The 17,800-nt window shown below is 65.7% G+C and carries 19 protein-coding genes, 1 tRNA gene and 1 pseudogene; 7 read left to right on the forward strand and 14 right to left on the reverse strand.

What is annotated here, in order from left to right:
- Window positions 1-9: 9 nt before the first annotated feature.
- The 4 genes from DSC_RS02900 to DSC_RS02915 form a co-directional block, all read right to left on the reverse strand.
- Window positions 10-540, reverse strand: a complete 531-nt coding sequence (locus tag DSC_RS02900) for an arsenate reductase ArsC (RefSeq protein ID WP_014159626.1) — start codon at window positions 538-540, stop codon at window positions 10-12.
- Window positions 537-884: an ArsR/SmtB family transcription factor gene (locus tag DSC_RS02905; protein WP_014159627.1), complete on the reverse strand. Its 348-nt coding sequence runs from the start codon at window positions 882-884 to the stop codon at window positions 537-539. The genes DSC_RS02900 and DSC_RS02905 overlap by 4 nt, the downstream gene beginning before the upstream one ends.
- A 114-nt stretch (window positions 885-998) precedes the next feature.
- Complete coding sequence (locus DSC_RS02910) at window positions 999-2,096, reverse strand: UvrD-helicase domain-containing protein (protein WP_014159628.1); 1,098 nt, start codon at window positions 2,094-2,096, stop codon at window positions 999-1,001.
- The gene (locus DSC_RS02915) at window positions 2,074-3,654 is read right to left on the reverse strand and encodes an ATP-dependent nuclease (RefSeq protein WP_014159629.1); all 1,581 of its coding nucleotides are present in this window, start codon (window positions 3,652-3,654) and stop codon (window positions 2,074-2,076) included. The genes DSC_RS02910 and DSC_RS02915 overlap by 23 nt, the downstream gene beginning before the upstream one ends.
- A 273-nt stretch (window positions 3,655-3,927) precedes the next feature.
- On the opposite strand from DSC_RS02915, the gene DSC_RS02920 reads away from it, so the two are divergent.
- Together DSC_RS02920 and DSC_RS02925 are read left to right on the forward strand one after the other, a co-directional pair.
- A complete protein-coding gene (locus DSC_RS02920; protein WP_043290360.1) occupies window positions 3,928-4,980 on the forward strand; it encodes a DNA-binding protein in 1,053 nt (350 codons plus the stop codon).
- 45 nt (window positions 4,981-5,025) lie between these two features.
- Window positions 5,026-5,652 (forward strand): SEC-C domain-containing protein, encoded by a 627-nt coding sequence (locus tag DSC_RS02925; protein ID WP_014159631.1) that lies wholly within the window; start codon window positions 5,026-5,028, stop codon window positions 5,650-5,652.
- A 3-nt stretch (window positions 5,653-5,655) separates the two neighbouring features.
- Here DSC_RS02925 and DSC_RS02930 read toward each other — a convergent pair.
- From DSC_RS02930 to mobH, 4 genes and pseudogenes are all read right to left on the reverse strand, one after another.
- A tRNA-Ile gene (locus DSC_RS02930) sits at window positions 5,656-5,758 on the reverse strand.
- 92 nt (window positions 5,759-5,850) lie between these two features.
- A complete protein-coding gene (locus DSC_RS02935; RefSeq protein WP_014159632.1) occupies window positions 5,851-6,402 on the reverse strand; it encodes a 3'-5' exoribonuclease in 552 nt (183 codons plus the stop codon).
- Window positions 6,403-6,530: 128 nt separating this feature from the next.
- Window positions 6,531-6,878 (reverse strand): annotated as a pseudogene (locus DSC_RS15945) (alcohol dehydrogenase catalytic domain-containing protein); the annotation flags it as partial.
- Window positions 6,879-7,233: 355 nt separating this feature from the next.
- Entirely contained in the window at window positions 7,234-9,066 is a 1,833-nt protein-coding gene (gene mobH / locus DSC_RS02945) for a MobH family relaxase (protein WP_014159634.1), read from the reverse strand.
- 254 nt (window positions 9,067-9,320) lie between these two features.
- Between mobH and DSC_RS02950 the strand changes: the two genes are divergently transcribed.
- Genes DSC_RS02950 through DSC_RS02960 form a run of 3 tightly spaced genes read left to right on the forward strand, consistent with a single transcriptional unit; the run spans window position 9,321 to window position 10,506 of the window.
- On the forward strand, window positions 9,321-9,641 hold the full coding sequence (locus DSC_RS02950; RefSeq protein WP_014159635.1) for a type II toxin-antitoxin system PrlF family antitoxin: 321 nt from the start codon (window positions 9,321-9,323) through the stop codon (window positions 9,639-9,641).
- Complete coding sequence (locus tag DSC_RS02955) at window positions 9,641-10,099, forward strand: type II toxin-antitoxin system YhaV family toxin (protein WP_014159636.1); 459 nt, start codon at window positions 9,641-9,643, stop codon at window positions 10,097-10,099. Before DSC_RS02950 ends, DSC_RS02955 begins: the two co-directional genes overlap by 1 nt.
- A 29-nt stretch (window positions 10,100-10,128) precedes the next feature.
- The gene (locus tag DSC_RS02960; protein WP_014159637.1) at window positions 10,129-10,506 is read left to right on the forward strand and encodes a DUF3742 family protein; all 378 of its coding nucleotides are present in this window, start codon (window positions 10,129-10,131) and stop codon (window positions 10,504-10,506) included.
- Window positions 10,507-10,517: 11 nt separating this feature from the next.
- Here DSC_RS02960 and DSC_RS02965 read toward each other — a convergent pair whose 3' ends face one another.
- The 6 genes from DSC_RS02965 to DSC_RS02990 all read right to left on the reverse strand — a co-directional run bounded on the left by DSC_RS02965 (window position 10,518) and on the right by DSC_RS02990 (window position 16,091).
- Complete coding sequence (locus DSC_RS02965; protein WP_014159638.1) at window positions 10,518-12,044, reverse strand: conjugal transfer protein TraG N-terminal domain-containing protein; 1,527 nt, start codon at window positions 12,042-12,044, stop codon at window positions 10,518-10,520.
- Between the two features lie 13 nt (window positions 12,045-12,057).
- Entirely contained in the window at window positions 12,058-12,399 is a 342-nt protein-coding gene (locus DSC_RS02970; protein WP_014159639.1) for a hypothetical protein, read from the reverse strand.
- On the reverse strand, window positions 12,396-13,796 hold the full coding sequence (locus DSC_RS02975; protein ID WP_014159640.1) for an integrating conjugative element protein: 1,401 nt from the start codon (window positions 13,794-13,796) through the stop codon (window positions 12,396-12,398). The genes DSC_RS02970 and DSC_RS02975 overlap by 4 nt, the downstream gene beginning before the upstream one ends.
- A gap of 8 nt (window positions 13,797-13,804) precedes the next feature.
- Window positions 13,805-14,722: a TIGR03756 family integrating conjugative element protein gene (locus tag DSC_RS02980; RefSeq protein ID WP_425476605.1), complete on the reverse strand. Its 918-nt coding sequence runs from the start codon at window positions 14,720-14,722 to the stop codon at window positions 13,805-13,807.
- A gap of 14 nt (window positions 14,723-14,736) precedes the next feature.
- The gene (locus DSC_RS02985) at window positions 14,737-15,177 is read right to left on the reverse strand and encodes a TIGR03757 family integrating conjugative element protein (protein WP_014159642.1); all 441 of its coding nucleotides are present in this window, start codon (window positions 15,175-15,177) and stop codon (window positions 14,737-14,739) included.
- Window positions 15,178-15,320: 143 nt separating this feature from the next.
- Complete coding sequence (locus DSC_RS02990) at window positions 15,321-16,091, reverse strand: DsbA family protein (protein WP_014159643.1); 771 nt, start codon at window positions 16,089-16,091, stop codon at window positions 15,321-15,323.
- A gap of 256 nt (window positions 16,092-16,347) precedes the next feature.
- Here DSC_RS02990 and DSC_RS02995 point away from each other — a divergent pair, with 256 nt between their 5' ends.
- Together DSC_RS02995 and DSC_RS03000 are read left to right on the forward strand one after the other, a co-directional pair.
- Window positions 16,348-16,947, forward strand: coding sequence for a type IV toxin-antitoxin system AbiEi family antitoxin domain-containing protein (locus DSC_RS02995; RefSeq protein ID WP_014159644.1), 600 nt, complete (start codon window positions 16,348-16,350; stop codon window positions 16,945-16,947).
- Window positions 16,944-17,792, forward strand: a complete 849-nt coding sequence (locus DSC_RS03000) for a nucleotidyl transferase AbiEii/AbiGii toxin family protein (RefSeq protein WP_014159645.1) — start codon at window positions 16,944-16,946, stop codon at window positions 17,790-17,792. Before DSC_RS02995 ends, DSC_RS03000 begins: the two co-directional genes overlap by 4 nt.
- Window positions 17,793-17,800 lie beyond the last annotated feature (8 nt).

The following is a 17,800-nucleotide window of genomic DNA, read 5'->3' on the forward strand; positions in this document are numbered from 1 at the left end:
GATGATCCCTCAAGCCACGTCGGGTCGGGGCGACGTGGTGCCCTCGAACTTCCCGATTTCGCCCACCTGCGCGGCCAAGCTCGTCCGGGTTAGCGTGTGGATCGGAAGTGCGACGAACGCCTTGATGCGGTTCTCCATGTACACCAGCGCCTGCCGAAAGGCGGCGCGCTGCCACATGTCCCCGCGCGCTTCTCGGCTCGGGTCTTCGATGCCCCAATGCGCAGTGATCGGTTGTCCTGGCCACAGTGGGCAGGCCTCGCCGGCTGCCTGGTCACAGACGGTAAAAACGAAATCCATGGCCGGGGCGTCTGGCACGGCGAACTCGTCCCACGCCTTGGAGCGCAGCCCCTCGACTGGGTAGTCGGCCTGACGCAGCGTCTCGATTGCCAGCGGGTGGACCTCACCCTTGGGGTGGCTGCCGGCGGAGAACGCATTGAAACGGCCATCGCCGATCTTGCGAAGGACGCTCTCGGCCAGGATCGAGCGGGCTGAATTGCCGGTGCATAGGAACAGGACGTTAAACGGCTGAGGGAAGCTCATGCGCAGGTCTCCGCGGGACAAGGAGTGGCGAGGTTATTGAGGGCGCCGCAGATGTCCGGATTCCCGGAGCAGCAGTCCTCGGTGAGGAATTCAAGAAGCTGGCGCATGTCCTCGTAGCTGGCGGCGTACAGGACACGCCGCCCGTCGCGCCAAGAGCGCAGTAGGCTCGCCCGCTCCAAGGTCGCAAGGTGGAAGCTCATGCGCGGTGGCGGAATCGCGAGCGCTTCGGCAATTTCACCTGAGGGCATGCCATTGGGACCAGCGCGCACCAGCATCCTGAATGCGGCCAGGCGGTCGGAGTGCGCAAGAGCAGAGAGCGCTGAGACGGCAGAGTCATCGTTCATTCGTCAATTCTACAACGATCCTTGTAGGATGCAATCATTGCGGTGCCGGCACCTTTCAAGCCACGTATTGCTTAGGCTCCGGGAACCGCGAATGCCACAAGATCCAACGCTTCTCTATGTGCTTGCGCTGGCAGGGATGTAGAGCTGATGACCCGGCAAGGCGCACGCGCCGGCATACACAAAGGCCACGCTTTGCCGTGCCCGGGTGAAGGCCACGTAGTACTTCGGTGGCGCGGTGATGCGCGCCGCATCGGCCGTGCGCAGGTACTGCGTCAACGGCCCGTTCGGAAAGATAAGGACCCGACTGTAGGTGCGGCCCTTGCACTGCCCAAAGTTCACCGCTGGTAGTCCGTCGCAGGCTTGCCGCCGATCATGCCGAAGCACGGTGGGGGCAAACTCCTGCACGTACGCCGCAACATCCCCTGGAGCGACGAGGTAGATGCCATCGTGCCCGGTGACCTCGCCATTGCCTGATTGGGTCGGCGGCATCTGCGGATAGAGCGTGTCAGCCATATCGCACAGGGCCTGAACGCAGCGCAGACTGATGAGGCGGTGATCCAGCTGGCATAAGCCGTCCGACTCCCAGATCTGAAACAGCGCTGCCAGATTGGGCCCACGATACTGGCTGTGCCTTTGCGCATAGTTGGTGGCATACGTCGCCTGGCGCGTATCACCCACCAACGTGATGGCGATATCGCTCTTCAACAGCCGCTCGACCAGATCCAGATCAAAGCCGGCCAGGTCCTGAACTTCGTCGATGTAGAGCTCGTCGTACATGGCCGCCAGGCGCGCCATGACCTGACCTTGGGTCAGCTCATCGCAGCGCACAGCAAAGTCGGCCGCCCGGTCCGAATACATCCGGTTGCCTGCCAGGTAGTGGCGCGCTACCTGTGTGCGTGGGGCCCGGTTGTTGGTGACGCCTTCTACGAACAGGATGGTCTCGATGCGAGGCTCAGGGCACAGTGCCGCCTGGTACGGGCGGATGCACTGGCGCAGCAGGAAGCCATACCAGCTGTGCAAGGTGACATGCGCGGGGACCGCGCCGGCGTGGACCTCAAACGAGCGCCGGATCTCTTCAAGGTTTTCCAGCGTGTAGGTGACAATGGCGATGCGGCGCCCAGGTCGCTCCAAGGCCTGCCGGACCAGCAGCGTGGTCTTGCCAGAGCCGGCCGCTGAGAGCAGTACCCGGTTAGGCGATGGCACGCTGGACATAGTCCGGGAACCTGATCGAGTGCGGGCTGTTGAAGATCGCCAGGGCCGTATCGGTCTTATGGCCCTTCATGTACTTGAGCAGCGCCACCTCATCGGCAAACGTCTTGCCCAGCACGATATTGAGTTCGGCCAGCGAGTTGGCTTTGATCAGCTGCTCTTCCAGCGATGGGGCGCTTTCGTCGGAATCGTAGTAAATCGCGGTGAGGTGCTCGGCATAGCGTTCCTGCACAACCGCGATGTCACCATCGTTGTCGGTGATCACCTTGGCCTGAATTTTCAGCCGCTCTGCAATCTGCAAGAAGCGCTTGAATGCCAGCGACTTGACCGAAATGATGTCTACGCCGCGAGCCATCGGCGTCACGCCGTGGTGGTCGCTGTAGGCGCGCTGCACAATGAGCTCGTCGGAAGGGCCTTCCACCAGGATCGCCTGCTTGGCCAGGATCAACCGCAGCGTGTCGTGGCCCGGCAGCTTCATGAAATAGTCGTGCGTATCGCTCGGCAGCTGGTCCAGCTTCATCTGGCCCTGCGCGCTGAACAGGATCACGTTGTCCACGCCCAGTTTGTTCAACACGAAGCTGCTGTGGGTGGCGATAATCACCTGCTGGGCGGTGGAGAGGGCCGCAATCTTGTCGATCAGCTGGGTCATGCTGGAATAGGACAGATGGTTCTCCGGCTCCTCGATCAGAAGCACGTGGGCCGCGCCGGCCGCGTGCATCGCCAGCTTCATCTTTACCGCGCTTTGCTCGCCCTTGCCGGCCTGGGTGAACGGGAGCTCATCCAGGTAAGGTGACAAACTGGTTTCCCACGTTGAGCGCGGCGATGTGTCCACACCCACCGTCAGCGCCCGGTGGCTAATGTCCCCGGTGTGCTCGGTGAGATACGTATTGATTGCCGCCACGTCCGCTTCTTCAGAAAAACTCTGCCGCATGCGGCGGAAGCTCAGCGACAGCGAGACACGTTGCGAAGGCGTCAATGCCTGCTCGATGATGCCGGCGATATAGCGATCAGCACCGGACAAGGTCTTGATGCCGTGCGTGTCGATGATGGTCGAGTCGAACGGAATGCTGCGAGCGGTGACGCCATTGTTGGCGAAGGAATACCAGCGCACCGTGTAGTACTCCACCGGCAGGCTGACCGCGCCCTGGTGCTGCTGCAGGTAGGCGTTGAACTCCTCGCGGTAGTCGTCGTTGAGCTCGACCAGCAGGCGGATGCCGGCGGTATCCAGGCGCAGGGAGTTGTTGGTGCCACGCAACGACGCCAGCGCGGCGTCTGCGCCCAAGTAGGCTTCGATGGAGATCCGTGGCGGCGAGGCCGGCGTGCCCGCAGCAAGGGTCGCCAAATATTCCTGCACCGTGGGCTGGTGAAACAGGTAGGGCGTGAGCTCGTAGGCGAGACTGCGCCCATGCAGTTGCCCGGTGACCACCGCGTGGATGGCCTCCAGCAGGGTGGACTTACCGACCTCGTTGTCGCCCACCACCAGGTTCATGTGGGCGTTGAGGGGCAGGTCCAGATGGCGAAACGACTTGAAGTTGTCGATGACGATACGTTCGATCGGCATGCACAGTCCTTTGATGGCCAAAGAGTTCGGTGGCGGCGCCTGCTTGCACCCCGGCTGGCCTCCTTTTCGCTCTGGGCCATACTACCCAGCGATCGCCAGTCCTGGGCGGTTTCGTACTGTTTTGACGGCTGGAAATGGCCAAGGCGCTTGTCACGCGGGATAATTCAATATTATCCCGCTTGATGTTTAGGCCGTAGTCTCGGCCATCCTCGACGTTGAATAGTACGTAATTACATGGTATGTAATACATTACGCAATAACCGGAGAGGACGCATGGCTCGGTCTGGCTTGTACAAAAGCGATGTGCAGCGTGCCCGGGACAGCCTCCGGGCCGAAGGCAAGAACCCCTCGGTAGACGCCGTCCGCGTGGCGCTGGGCAACACCGGGTCCAAAACCACCATCCACCGCCACCTGAAGGAGCTGGAAGAGGAGGAAGGGCAAGGCCCAGGCGCCAAAATCGCGATCAGCGACGCCCTGCAGGACTTGGTCGGTCGTCTGGCCGAACGGCTGCATGTCGAGGCCGAAACGATGGTCGCGCAGGCACAGGAACGGTTCCAAGCCGAGTTGCACGAGCGCACCCAAGCCTTGGAACAGGCCCGGCAAGAGGCCGGGAACCTCAGTGTGCAGCTTCAGCGCACCGAGACAGCTCTGCAGACAGAACGCGAGGCGAGCGAAGCCGCCAAGGGCGAGGTGGCCAGCCGCACCACCGAACTGGCCCAACTGGAGGAGCGCATTGCCGGCCTCACGGCGCGGCTGGCAGAGCACGAAAGCCACGCGCGCTCCCTGGAGCAGAAGCACGAGCATGCCAGGGAAGCCCTTGAGCACTACCGCACCTCGGTCAAAGACCAGCGCGAGCAGGAGCAACGCCGGCACGAGCACCAGGTGCAGGAACTGCAGGTCACCCTGCGCCAGGCCAACGAGGCGTTGACCGCCAAGAACCACGATCTGGTGCAGCTCAACCGGGAAAACGGCCAGTGGCTGGAGCGTCACACTCGACTGGAAAAGGAGGTGGCGCAGCTGCGCCAGACCATCCAGACGCAACAGGGCGAGCTCGATACGCTGCGCCTGACGGCGGCCGAACACCAGGCGCTGCAGGTGCGCTGGGGCCAAGACGCTCAGAGTTTGGACGCCGCTCGGCAAGACCTCGCACAGGCCCGGACCGAGCTGGCCCAGGAGCGGGAACGACGCGAGCAGGCCGAAGCGGAAACCCTGCGCGCCACAGTGCGCCTGAGCACCTTGGAGCCGCTGTTGGCCCAGCTGCAGCCGGCCAGTGCCGGCGGCAAAGGCGCCAAGCGGATCTCATCGGAAGAGACGCCGGCGCCATAGCCTGCGTAGAGAAAACCCGGCGCAACGATCGCAAGGAGCAGTGCCATGAGCGTAGTCACCACCACACCCCCGGAAATCACCCGTGCGGTGCGGCGCCTAGCCGATTCGGTCGTGCGCGGCGCAGAACCGGTCTATCTCGATGTACAGCCGGAAGCCGACGCGATCGTGCACGAGTGCTTTCCCAACGTGCAGGCCAAGGTCGCGCAGGATGGCGGCCAGATGCTGTGCGGTTGGCAGCTGTGGGAATGGCCCCACGTGCTGGTGGAAGCAGAGTTCCATGCCGTGTGGATCAGCCCCGTAGGGGAACTGGTCGACATCACGCCAAAGCCCGAAGGTGAGACACGTATTCTTTTCGTACCGGATCCGCGCAGACGCTACGAGGGCTTGGCCATCGACAATGTCCGCATGCCGCTACGTGATGACCTACTAATCAAGCACTTCATCCAGATGTCCGAAGCGATTGTCCAGGTGATGAACCGCGGCGAGCGATCATCCCAGTATGGCGAAGTCAGTGTGCCCGCCAATGAAATCCAGCCCCTGCTGCAGGCGAGGGATTTCCTGGGCCAGTCACTCGGTGCGGGATTGCGCGAGCATGCACCGTGCCTGTGCGGCAGCGGCAGCAAGTACAAGCGCTGTCATGGCGCGCAAGTGGAGCGTTTCTTCCGTCGCTGACGGTGGTGCCCCTGGTCGGAATCGAACCGACGTGTACGCGCTTATCTGGCGCGTGCTCTCACCGGGGTATAAGGCCGGCGCTCTGACCAACATGAGCAACAGGGGCGTGATCGATCGATGCGATCACGCCGGTATTCGAGGGTCGAGCTGGCTCAGGCGGTTCATGGGGCAAGCATACCGGGGATAGACGCCATGCCGCTATCCCCGGGCGCGGCGGTAGGAGTGGGCCCACGCCGGAGCAAGGATGCGGTCGGTCGCCACCAGCCACGCCATCCGCAAGGCCCGCGCATCTACCAAGGCATGGTGGCGTCTGGCCCTATGTTCTAGATGGGCCGCGAACCAATCTTCCACCAGCAATCCCGGAAGGCCTTCCTTGGACATACGCGTCATGACCGGGGCCGGCCGGGGGCCGCACGCAGCCACCTGGTCATCAGGGAGCTCAAATCCATCCAAGGCATACCGCAGCAGCTGAAGGTCGTTCGGGAAATCCGCCAACACCGCCGGCGCGTCGGCCTCGCTGAGGAAGGCGCGCAGCTCGGTCGTCAGGGCGGCATCCGGCAGGGCCGCGCCGCCGCGGTCGAGTAGCGGGTAGACGCTTTGACGAACGAAATCGGTAGGGCTCTCGGGCAGATCGGCTCGCTCGGCGTAAAAGTGGCGATCACCGTCCTCGTTCACCAACGCCAGGCTCACCAGCTCGCTGCCGGTTACATCGGCCCACTCGGTGTCTAAGAAATAGTAGGTGGTGGCCATGGTTGAATGGTGCCACAGCTTCCTGGGGAGGGCCGGGCCTGGGAGTGCGGCCGAGGGTGGAATTTCACCGATCCATCAACCGGTTAGCGAAGATCTGGCCGTGTTCGTAACGATTCCCTGCCGACCCTCGTATTGATCTGTTGTTCGCAGAGCGTTTCCCAGCCTCCGAGGCAGTGCACGCAGTGTCCACAGGCACTGTAGAGCCAGGGCACTCCCACTCGATCGCCTTCCCGAAGGTGGCCGACTCCGGGGCCGACCGCCACCACGTCCCCCACGCCCTCATGTCCCGGAATGAACGGCGGTGTCGGCTTGATGGGCCAGTCACCCTCGGCGGCATGGAGATCGGTATGGCATACACCAGACGCCGCGATCTTCACGAGAATCTGTCCGCGGCCGACGGATGGCACTGGGGTTTCCTCGATGACGAGGGGCTCCCCAAATGCGCGGACCACTGCAGCTTTCATGGTTTTTTGCATGACGTCCTCGACTAAGTTGTTGGATTCATGGCTAGAGAATGGCGATCAAGCGATTCTCAATCGCCGGGTGCTCAAGCTTCGTTCGATATGGATGGCGGTTCGTGAGGTCCAAGCCGCATTCGCACACGAGCGCCCCTCAGCAATCTCCGCGCAAAGCGGGCGAAGTCTGAGTGATTCATCGGTCTTGGGCAGTGCGTGAAGGCCGCGCGGGGTAGCGGTTTCACGTTAAGAGGGCAAATCTGTCGGAGACATGACCCGAGTATTACGGTATGGAAATCACCAAGTCATGTAGGCAGCGTTGATATCGAATGTGCCGTGAAGCGAAAGAGCGAGTTCTTCCTGTGGCAGACATCCGTTAGCTCTTAAGGAGTGAGAGATAGGGATTGTTCGGGGGAAGCTGCTCGAAAAATCCATGTGGATTGTCGAGCAGGTAGCCATGCAGTCGCCGCGACTTGCGTTGGCCCGTGACCTCGCATGTCCAGATGTTCAGGCCACTGTCCTGCTTGCGATGGAGTTGCAGCTTCTCGAACCGCTTCTGCAGCCACCGCCAATCAGCCATGCCCTCCTGCTTGGCGAGAAGGGCCGTCTGCGGATGCTCCTGCGCGTAGCGCTGGAATACCCCGGGGCTGACCAGGTATGCGGTGTCCGCAACGGTATGTACCAGCGCCTTCGCGTCATTGATGATGAGCTTGCGCGATCGGATGGCCCGGATGAGCCATTCGATGAAGTGCTCGCCCGAGGGTTCTTGCGCGTGACCGCTCGCCTCGGGGGCGGCGTGCGTCGGAGTCAGCGTCTTGGCGGCGGTCTGGCCGGCTGGCTTCGCGAAGGCCGACGCCATGGCATCGGTGGCGGTAGGCTCAGAAGCGGCGAACAGTTCGAGTAGCGCATCCACTCCGTCCGCGGCGGTCGGCTCGGCAGGCGGATCCCTTGCCGTTGACCCACTGGTGGCAGGCGGCGACAAATGCACGGGGGTCTCAATACGCATGCCTGCCACGCCCGGCGCGTCGGCCGTGGCGCTGGCCGGTTCCGGTGCGGTGTCCTGCTCCACTTGGACCGTACCGTCGTAGGGTGCGGGCCGTTCGGCCGATTCCCAGATCAGAGCGGGCGACAGCTTGAGGAAGGTGAAGCTGTGCGACCAGCCTGTGTCGCTGGTGACGGTCGCCTTCCAGATGGCCTTGCCATCGGCCGTCGCTTGCGCGATCCCGTGATCCTGCAGCACATTGAACACCGACGTGTTGTTGGCCGGGATGCCGTCCACGCCTTGTGCCAGCAGATGGGCGCGCAGCTTGTCGCTGACCGTCTTGCTGACCAACCACAAAGCATCCTGCGTCAACCACCCGTCCGAGGCCTGGGGCTGGTTGAGCTTGAACTCCTCCTTGAGCAGGTAGCGCAGGCCATCCAATAGTTTGCGCTGGAGCGCGTGGCGCGGCGCGGCCAGCGCCTTGCTGGGATCGCCGCCCAGCTCTTGCGCCACCGAGGCCTGGTCGGCCAGCCGCACCAGCTCGCCCAGCGTGCCGGCGTGCTCGTACTGGCCGGCCAGCACGTACAGCAGCGCGGCCCACAGGTCCGGATACCCGCTGAGCCAGTCGAGGATGTCCCGGTCGAGCAGCTGGGTGTAGAGCAGCCCGGTGGCGGCGCTGTGCAGCCGGTACTCGCGCTCCTTGCGATACCGGAAGCGATATGGGCGTTTCAGCGGCCCGTGCCACGGATGCCAGGCGGTTCCGTCTGCGTACTCGACGTACAGGTCGACTGCCACCTTGCCGATGTCGTGCAGCAAGGCGGCGTAGGCGGCTCCGGCGGTCCACGCCTCGGCCTGCGCGGCCTGGATCTCGGGCGGTGCGCCCGCGGGCAGCAGATGGGACTGCCGCAGCTTCAAGGCATAGGCCACGATTTCCAGCCCGTGGTCGAGCATGCCACCCGGGTAGGCGTGGTGATGGCTTTCGGAGGCGGGAAAGGCTTGCACCAGCTCGGCGTATCGTTCCAGTGGCGCCAGATACAGCGACGCGAACTGCTTGCGCGAGAGCGAGGTTCGCTGCCAGATGTGTTCCAGCAGTCGCTGCCGGCGCGAGGTCGCCAGCAGCGACGCGGCCGACGCCGGCCGCGTTAGCCCTTTGGGAGGCTCGCTGACGGGCGTAGGCGACGGGCCGGTGGTCGGGTGAGTCCGTTTGCGCTGGAACAAGGAGAGCATGCTGAAACCCGAGTGATGGGCCGACAGGGAGAACCTTTTCGCCTTTTTGGGTAGGGCCTTTCCCCTTGACCCCGTTCCCTTCGCCCCTTGCCGGCCCTTTGGCCTTGACCCTTTGCGTATAGGGCAGCGACGGTTCGGATGCCTGGATCAAAGCGATACCCGGCAGCCCGGCATCTTGGGCGGTCACGCCGAGGGTCGATTGACGTGGTAAGGAAATTTCCTTACCATGCAACCGTTGAAACAGGAACCCGACCATGCCGACCGTCCGCGAGCAGGCCACCATCACCTCCAAGGGGCAGATCACCCTCCCCAAGCCGATCCGGCAGGCGCTGGGTGTCGACGCTGGCGGCAAGGTGGACTTCGAGCTGCGCGAGGACGGCCAGGTCGTGGTCAGCCGCGCCGAGGCGGAGCACGAGGATCCGGCCATTGGGGCCTTCCTGGGCCTGCTGGCCGAGGACATCCAGGCCGGGCGACACATCCGCGGCCTGCCCGACGAACTGGCGCGGGCCATGCTGGCGCAAGTCGGTCGCGACGACGGCCTGGGTGAGGAGATCGAAGGCGAAGTGGCGCTCTGATGCAGCGGCACGGCTGGACGCTGCTGTTCCACGCGTGCGTGGTCGAGCAGTTGCAGAAGCTCCACGCCGCAGCGCAGCGCGCCGAGCAGAACGAACCGGAGGGGTTCGAGTCGAACGCCAACGTCAAGCTGTTCCGGGGGTTGAGCCAGTTGATGCTGGAGACCGTGCCGACTGATCCGGCTCGGGACGAGTATCGCCAGGGCAACACCCTGGGACCAGCCCACCGCCACTGGCGGCGGGCCAAGATCGGAAGACGGTTCCGGCTGTTCTTCCGGTACGACTCCAAGGCGAAGGTGATCGTCTACGCCTGGGTCAACGACGAAACGACGCTGCGGTCGTCGGGCAGCAAGTCCGATCCGTATGCGGTCTTCGAAAAGATGCTGGGCCGCGGAAATCCGCCCGACGACTGGAACGCATTGGTGGCCGTAGCCCGACAGGATTGGAGCAAACTGGAGTAGCCATCCCACGCATGTAGCAGGTGACGACGATGGGCACGAAAACCCGCATCAGCAACGCAGAGCGCTTCGGCCGCTGGGCCGGCGGGATGTGGCGTGGCGGCGTCCGTCGCGAGCGCCGGCTCGCCGGCCGGTTGGTAGCGCGCGGTCTGCCCCCAGGCGCGGCGACGGCGCTGCTGTGGCTCGTGAAGCTGGCCGTGCTGGGAGTACTGCTGTACGCCGCGTTCTGGCTGGCGCTCCTGCTGGTATTCGCGGTCGCCGCCGCCTGGGCCATGCAGCACGGCACCGCGGACCAGGAAGAACCCGACCTGCTGAATCGCCAGGCCGAGGAACGCGATCACCGCGAAGGCCTCTTCTACCACCCCGCATCCTACAACGACGATCCCGATCCTCGATTCGAGGACGACTGATCCCGGTCGCGCTACTTCTTGCCGGGACTCGCCGCACTGATCAGGATGCCTGAGCCCCTGCCTCCCGCCTGCGCCGCATCCCTGGTGCCCGCGGCCAGTCCCTGCAAGAAGTTGCCGGCCCGGATGCCCGTCCAGGCCAGTGCCGTCACCCAGAACGCGGGGAGCACCAGGAACATCGTTGCGAGCACGTAGTTGAGCAACATGTCGCCGAATGCGTTGTTCAGCCCGATCAATGGATCGAAATTGCTGTGCGGCCGATTCCAGCCGAATCCCCAGCCATAGAGCGCATCCAAAATGGTCGAGTCGATCCACCTGGCCAACTGGAACCAGAAGTCCACGAAGAAGAGCGCGAACTGCACCACGCTGACGGTCACCAAGGTCTTGAGGTCATAGGTGCCAACCAGGAGCGCGAGCGGAATGCAGATCACCAACGCCATCTTCAGCAGCGCCAGCACCATCGGCAGTGCTTGCCGCATCACGTCCATCGCAGGAAAGAAGCCCAGCGCACCGACCGTCATGCCGACGTCGCTCGCAGCGCGCGTGACGATGTTCGGCAACGTCATCTCGATCTGCCCGCCGTAGTCGGAATAGACCGCACCCTGGTTCAACTTCTGCTGCCGCGGCGACGCGATCGCGCGGATCACAGAGTCATCCACCTGATCCCGACTCAGGAAGCCGGCCCACCCCGCAACACGCGTCAGCAAGCTGGGGTCCACCTGTTGCAGTAGCCGCGAGCGCAGCCCATTGCCGTCCGACCACCACTGCCGGCAGGTTGGATAGCCGGCGCCGCTGGGCACCTCGGCCAGGCCGGCATCGCGATTGCTGTCGTAGGGCCAACCCTCGCGGGGGGACCTGGAGCGATAGGTGTCGTAGAAGCCCGGCGTGTCCACGAAGAAGCGCGAGCCGATCCAGGTGACGTCGTGCATCTGCTCCTCGGTGAGATCGGGACGGTCCATGAACAGCCGCGCACGCGCAGGCCCGTAGCAGTTGTGGGTGAAGTCGGCCACCTCCTGGGCCAGCACCGGGTCGGCGATGCGCGTGTTGTCGATGTCCATGCGGATCTGTCGCAGGTCCGTCCCACACGGAATGGCCGCGACGGATGCGCCCGTCACCGCGCGCGAGATCGCGTGCATGAAGAACCACCACACCGGCACCCGCGCCGACTGATTGTTGAGCGTGCTGAACGACTGCGACCAGCCCGTCTCCGAAGGCTCCGGCACGTTGACCTGGCATTGCGCCGAGCGTGAGCGATCGAACTGCAGCGTGGTGAAATCGACGTCGATGAACGGGATGCCCGCGAACATGATGACGACGATCGCGACGAAGACGCGGTTCTCGATACGGGCCGAACTCAGCACGCCCTTGTTACCTTCGTCCGCGCCTTCGGCTCGTGCCTTGAGCCATTCCTGGATCACGATCGCCAGGAAGGGAATCGCGAACACGCCGCTGGCGACCAGCACGTTCCAGACGCCGTTGTGGACAATCCACGAAACCAGCGTCAGGTAGTACTCCAGGTAGTCGGTCGTGTAGAGGGTCATGGGGGACTCCGGCTCATCCGGCCTGCATGAATTGGCTGACTTCCAGCGCGACGACCGCGAGCACCGCGGCCACCTCCACGCGCAGCAGGCGCTGGCGCGCGCCGCCTTCCGGCTCCCGTGCGTGCAGGCGCCGGCGCATCCACAGCCAGCCGTAGACCGTGACGGCATAGAGCAGCAACCGCCAGACCAGGAACCAGCCCGCGTGCGCATCCATCCACTGTCGCCAGCCGTCGATGCCGCCGGCCATGCGGATGCCGACCAGGTTGACCACGGCGGCGGCGATCAGCACCAGGACCAGTACCAGCAACGCCAGCAGCGCGCGGGCACTGTAGCGGCGGACGGCGACCCAGCTCACGGGTTGTTCCCGCTCGGTGGTCGTTGCAACTCGTCGATCCGGTTGCGGGTCGGATCGCCCTCGTAGATGCCGCGCGAGCCGGTCGAGCGCGTGCTGTGCCGCTGGATGATGGCGGTCGGCGAGTTGCTCGCCAGTTCGCGGCGCAGTTCGAGCTCCGTCTTCAGGTTGAGGATCTCGCGGTCAAGGATGTCGCTCTCGTGGGAGACGGCCTTCTGCGCCAGTTCGTTGGCAGAGACGTTGGGCTCCTTGCGCCCGGTCAACAGCGTGCGCTGCAGTAGCAGTGCCTTCTCCAGCACGCTCGCCAGCGCCACCTCCGACGCGAGGCGCCTGGCCAGGATGTCTTGGTCGGGCTCGTCGCGCAGCGCTTCGATCACGCCGCGCGTGATCGGCAGGGACGCGGCGCTGGCGTCCTGCAGATTGGCGAAGCTGGTCGGCCGGCTGCCGGCCACCAGTTCCTGTAGCGCTTGCAGCTTGGCTTCGTACTCCTCCTGGATCAGCGGCGTCAGGCCGACGCCCGGCGTGGTCGTCGTCTTGGTGCAGGACTCGCAGGTGCGCTGCTCCTGCTCGCCCAGCACGCGCACGGCCCAGGCGGCCGCGTCGTCGGGCGAGCGCCAGGTCTCGCAGGCCAGGTTACCGTTGCAACTGCCGGGGTCGATGCTGCCGGTGGCGGCGACGTCGCGGCCGTTGAGCAGGTTGTAGCCGGCGCGGGTCACGTCGCCGACCACGCGCACCGGGCGCTGGCCCTGGCCGCCGGCGTTGCTGCCGCCCACCCAGGGCACGCCGTTGTTGCCGCGGTTGGCTTCGGCCTCGTCGATGGCGGACACCGCATCGGTGCTGGCGACGGCCTGCGTGAGCGCCATGCCCTCGGCGATCTGGTCCCAGCCGAGTTGGCCGCCGGCCGCGTCCGCCATGCGGTTGGCGATGGCGCGGCAGGTCATCTTGCTGCGGTCGAAATCCAACCGCGCCTGCAGCACGCCGTTGGTGAGCAGGTTGTAGAGGCCGGGGTCGGCGCGCTGGATGATCAGCGCCGGCAGCGAGGCGACCGCGGCGGTGGCGTTCTGGATCACCGACGACATGATGGTCTGGAAGCCGTTGGTGAGCCCGTTGAGCTGGTTCTGGATCGTGGTCGAGAGCGACATGTCCCCGCAGATCAGGTTGCTGTTCCAGCCGATGCCGACGCCGATCGAACGCATGTTGGCCGCGCCGCTCATCGAGACGGCGCGGCCGCCGCCGATGCTGTAGAGCACGTCGTCGCCGATCACGCTGCCCTGGTGCTGCACGCCGTATTCGTTGACGCTGGTCTGCGCGCGCACGTCGAGGCCGGTCAGCAGCAGCGCGACGACGAGCGCGGCCATCTGCAGGCGATGGGAGGGACGGGAGGGAATGTGGGCGGTCATGGCGTGCCTCAGTCGAAGTCGGTGCTGCCCAGGAAGACCTGGCCGCGCCGCTCGCAGCAGCTGTACGGCCGCCAGAGCGCCCAGGCGTAGTCGCCCTGCTGGGCCTGCACGCGGGTGTTGGTGTGGGGGAAGACGGCGCAGCTGTTGGAGAGCGTGGGCGTCAGCTCCTGCCACTTGCCGGTGCTGGCGTCGCTTTCCATCAGCTCGCCGGCCGGCCAGTAGCCGTCGCGCGCCTCGGCCAGCAGCGACTGGTAGACGTGGATCTGCCCGCGGCGGGTCACGATGTCGCCGGCGCGCTGGGCGACGACGGCGCTGGACTTGTAGTCGTCGGTCTGGTGCAGGAAGCCGCCGCGCGGGTAGACGTTGCCCCACAGGTTCAGGCCGGTCCGAGTGCCGACCTCGCGCCGGCCCGGGATCAGCGATTCGGGGTACACCATCTCGGGCACGTTGTAGCGCCAGGCGAGCGTGTCGAGCGTGCTCAGCAGGTACGGCATGAAGGCCGTGCCCGCGCCCTCGCAGGCGTAGCCGGAGGCGCTGGCGAACTGGCTGAATACCTGGCCCCCAGGGTGGCCGATCACGTCGGCGTTTTTGAACTTGGCGAGGTTGTTCTCGTTGTCGTGGTTGGTGGTGCCGTCGCCGCCGTCCTCGGCCGTCGGATTGGGCGGGCTCATGAACCGCACTTCGGTCCACGGGTTCTCGCCGGTGTTGCTGTAGCTCGACACCACGGCGTCGGGAACGTAGTGGCGCACCTTCACCGAGGTGCGCACGGTGCAGCCGGTCCAGGTGCAGTAGAGCCAGTAGCAGATGCCGACGACGCGGTATTCGAGGCAGTCCGGCGAGAGCGTCGAGGCGACGATCGTGCCGGTGTTGATGGCGTAGGACGAGCCGGCGGCCGCGAGCATGACGGCGGCCGCGCCGTTGCGCATGCGGCGCGAGAGCTTCATGGCCGGCTCCTGCGGTGGGCGTCGATGCGGGCGACGGCCTTGGCCACGTCGGGTTCGCCGTAGACCACGTAGCGCTGGTCCACGACCACGGCGGGGATGGTGGTGACGCCGAGGCTCCAGGCGTCGACCACACCCTGATAGGCGGTGGCGAGGCGCGTCTGCAGCGGGGCGCCGCCGTCCTTGAGGCGCTGCCGGACGAGCGCGGCGCCGCGGGCGGGATCGCTCGGCAGGTCGGCGGCCAACTCGGCCTCGATGCGCGCGGCTTGGTCCAGCAGGATAACGCGCGCGCCGGCCGGCGCCTGGACGGGATGGCGGCTGTCGGTCACGACGATCAGATCGTCGTTCGCGTGGGCCGCTGCGCCGGCCAGCGCGGCGAGCAGCGCGACGGCCATCAGGCCGCGCCGCCACGCCGGCGAATGAAGGGACGAAGTGGGCATGTTGGAACCGCCGTGGATGGGTGATGGCGATAGTCCACTCCAGCCGGCGGGCGGGCACGACAAACAAACTGGCAGCGCCGTGTCCCGATTTACCGGGCAGGCCGGCGCGCGGCAACGCGGCGCCGTAGCCTCGAAGACCTCGGCTACCTGGGCATGTCGCCATCGGGGATGGTGGACAGTTCGGGCGTCCCGGCCGGGGAGGCCGGCGATTCGTTGGACGTGAGCAGGTCCAGCGCGGACAGCAGCGCGTCGGCTTCGACCGGGCCGGGCAGCAGCAGGGACTGGCCGGTGGTCTCGTCGCGCATGCGCACGGTCGGCGTGGCGACGATGCCGTCGCGGCTGCTTTCGCGCGCCTGGACCTGGACGCGCGCCAGCGCGCGCTCGCTGTCCACGCAGCGTTGCAGCGCGGCGGACTGGCCAGGAAAGCGGGCCTGCTCGGGCAGGCCCTGGCCGTCGCCGCGGGTGTGCTGGTAGATCCAGGTCACGGCCTGCCAGAAGGCGGCCGGGCCGCCGGTCTCGCCGGCGCACTCGGCCAGGCTGGCGAGCCGGGAGGCCGCTGGTTCATGCGCCGGTAGCGGCAGGTGGTGCCATTGCAGGCGGGTGTCCGGGTGCTGCTCGATCCAGGCCAGCACCTCGGGGAAGTAGGTCTTGCAGTGCGGGCACTCCAGGTCGGCGTACAGGACCAGCGTGAAGCGGGCGTTGGCGGCGCCGTGGTGCCAGGGCGGCCCGGCCGGCCGGGCCGGTGCCGGCGCCTGGTCGCCATCCGACAGGATGGGCGCTGGCGTCGGGGCGTCGGGCGCCGATGGCCCCGACAGGCGCCAGGCCAGCAGCAACAGGAGCACCAGCGCCCCGGCGGCGGCGAGCCAGACAAGGCGGCGCCGGGCGCCGCGGGAGGAAGGAACGGTCGGTCGCATCGCTGTCGCTGTGGTCGGGTCCGGGGCGGGTTGCCGTGGTCCGAGTCGAGCACGAGGGCGTTCGCGCATGGTTCAACAATCCGGCATGGCCGGCGTCCCGTTGTCGGGAAGCCTGTGACGAAACCTCGGCGGTAATAGGCGCTTGGCCGAGGAAACGTCACATCGGCGATTGCCGGATGGTTGTAGCGATTCCTAGTCAGTTATTGACAAATGCCTAGTAATCGCTACATTACCCCGCATGCCTCAACGACCAGACATGAGCCTCGAAGATGCCGCCCTCGTGCTGGCCAGGCGCCAGCCGCTGCTGCGCGCGCGCGATCTGACCCAGCGCGGCCTGTCGACGGTGATCCTTGGCCGGCTGGTGGCGGCCGGCAAGCTGGAACGGGTCGCACGCGGCGTCTACAGCCTGCCGGGACGTGGCCTCAGCGAGCACCGCTCACTGGCCGAGGCGGCGCTGCGCGTGCCCAAGGGCGTGGTCTGCCTGCTGTCGGCGCTGCGCGTGCATGGCATCGGCACGCAGGCGCCGCACGAGGTCTGGATGGCGATCCCGCACAACTCGCCATCGCCGAGCCTGGACCAGCCGGCGCTGCGCGTGGTGCGCATGTCGGGCGCGGCGCTGACCGAAGGCATCGCGCCGGTGGCGATCGATGGCGTATCGGTGCCCGTGTTCGATCCGAACAAGACCGTGGCCGACTGCTTCAAATACCGCAACAAGATCGGGCTGGACGTGGCCCTGGAGGCGCTGCACGACGGGTGGTCGCAGGGCAAGCTGTCGATGGATGCACTCTGGCGCTACGCGACGGTGGATCGCGTGGCCACGGTGATGCGCCCCTATCTGGAAAGCGTGACCGCGTGAGCCGAACCAATCTACCCGCTTCGATCCGTGCCCGCCTGAAACAGCGCGCGGACGCGACGCGCCAGGACTTCAACCTGACGCTGACCCATTACGGCCTGGAACGGCTGCTGTACCGGCTGTCGATCTCCCAATATGCCGATCGCTACCTGCTCAAGGGCGCGCTGCTGTTTTCGCTGTGGTACGACCAGCCGCATCGGCCGACGCGCGATGTGGACCTGCTCGGCTATGGGCCGGACGACGTGGAGACGGCCGTGGCCACGTTCCGCGAGATCAGCCAGATCGCGGTGGACGACGGCATCGTGTTCGACCCCGCTTCGGTCGCGGGGTCGGTGATTCGCAAGGAAGCCGGCTACGGAGGCGTGCGGGTCGATCTGCGGGCGACACTGGACGGTGCGCGCATCGCCTTGCAGGTGGACATCGGTTTCGGCGATGTGGTGACGCCGGCGCCGGAGCCGATCCACTATCCGGTGCTGCTCGACGATCTGCCCGCACCACGACTGCGCGCCTATCCCAAGTACACGGTGGTTGCGGAGAAGCTCCATGCCATCTGCCTGCTGGGCATGACGAACAGCCGCATGAAGGACTACTTCGACCTGTGGGTGCTGCTGACCGAGGAGGACCTGGCGCCGGACGAACTGCGTCGAGCGGTCGAGGCGACCTTCGCGCGGCGGCGGCTGGCGATGCCGGCCGACCTTCCCATTGGCCTGAGCGACGCTTTCGCGCAGGATCCGATCAAGCAGCGACAGTGGGCGGCGTTCTTCAAGAAGAACGGACTGGCGCCGCGGGAACTGGCCGAGGTCGTCGCACGGCTGCGCGATGTCTTCCTGGCGCTGCAGTCGGCGTGACGCGAGTG

This window comes from Pseudoxanthomonas spadix BD-a59 (assembly GCF_000233915.3).
GTDB lineage: Bacteria > Pseudomonadota > Gammaproteobacteria > Xanthomonadales > Xanthomonadaceae > Pseudoxanthomonas_A > Pseudoxanthomonas_A spadix.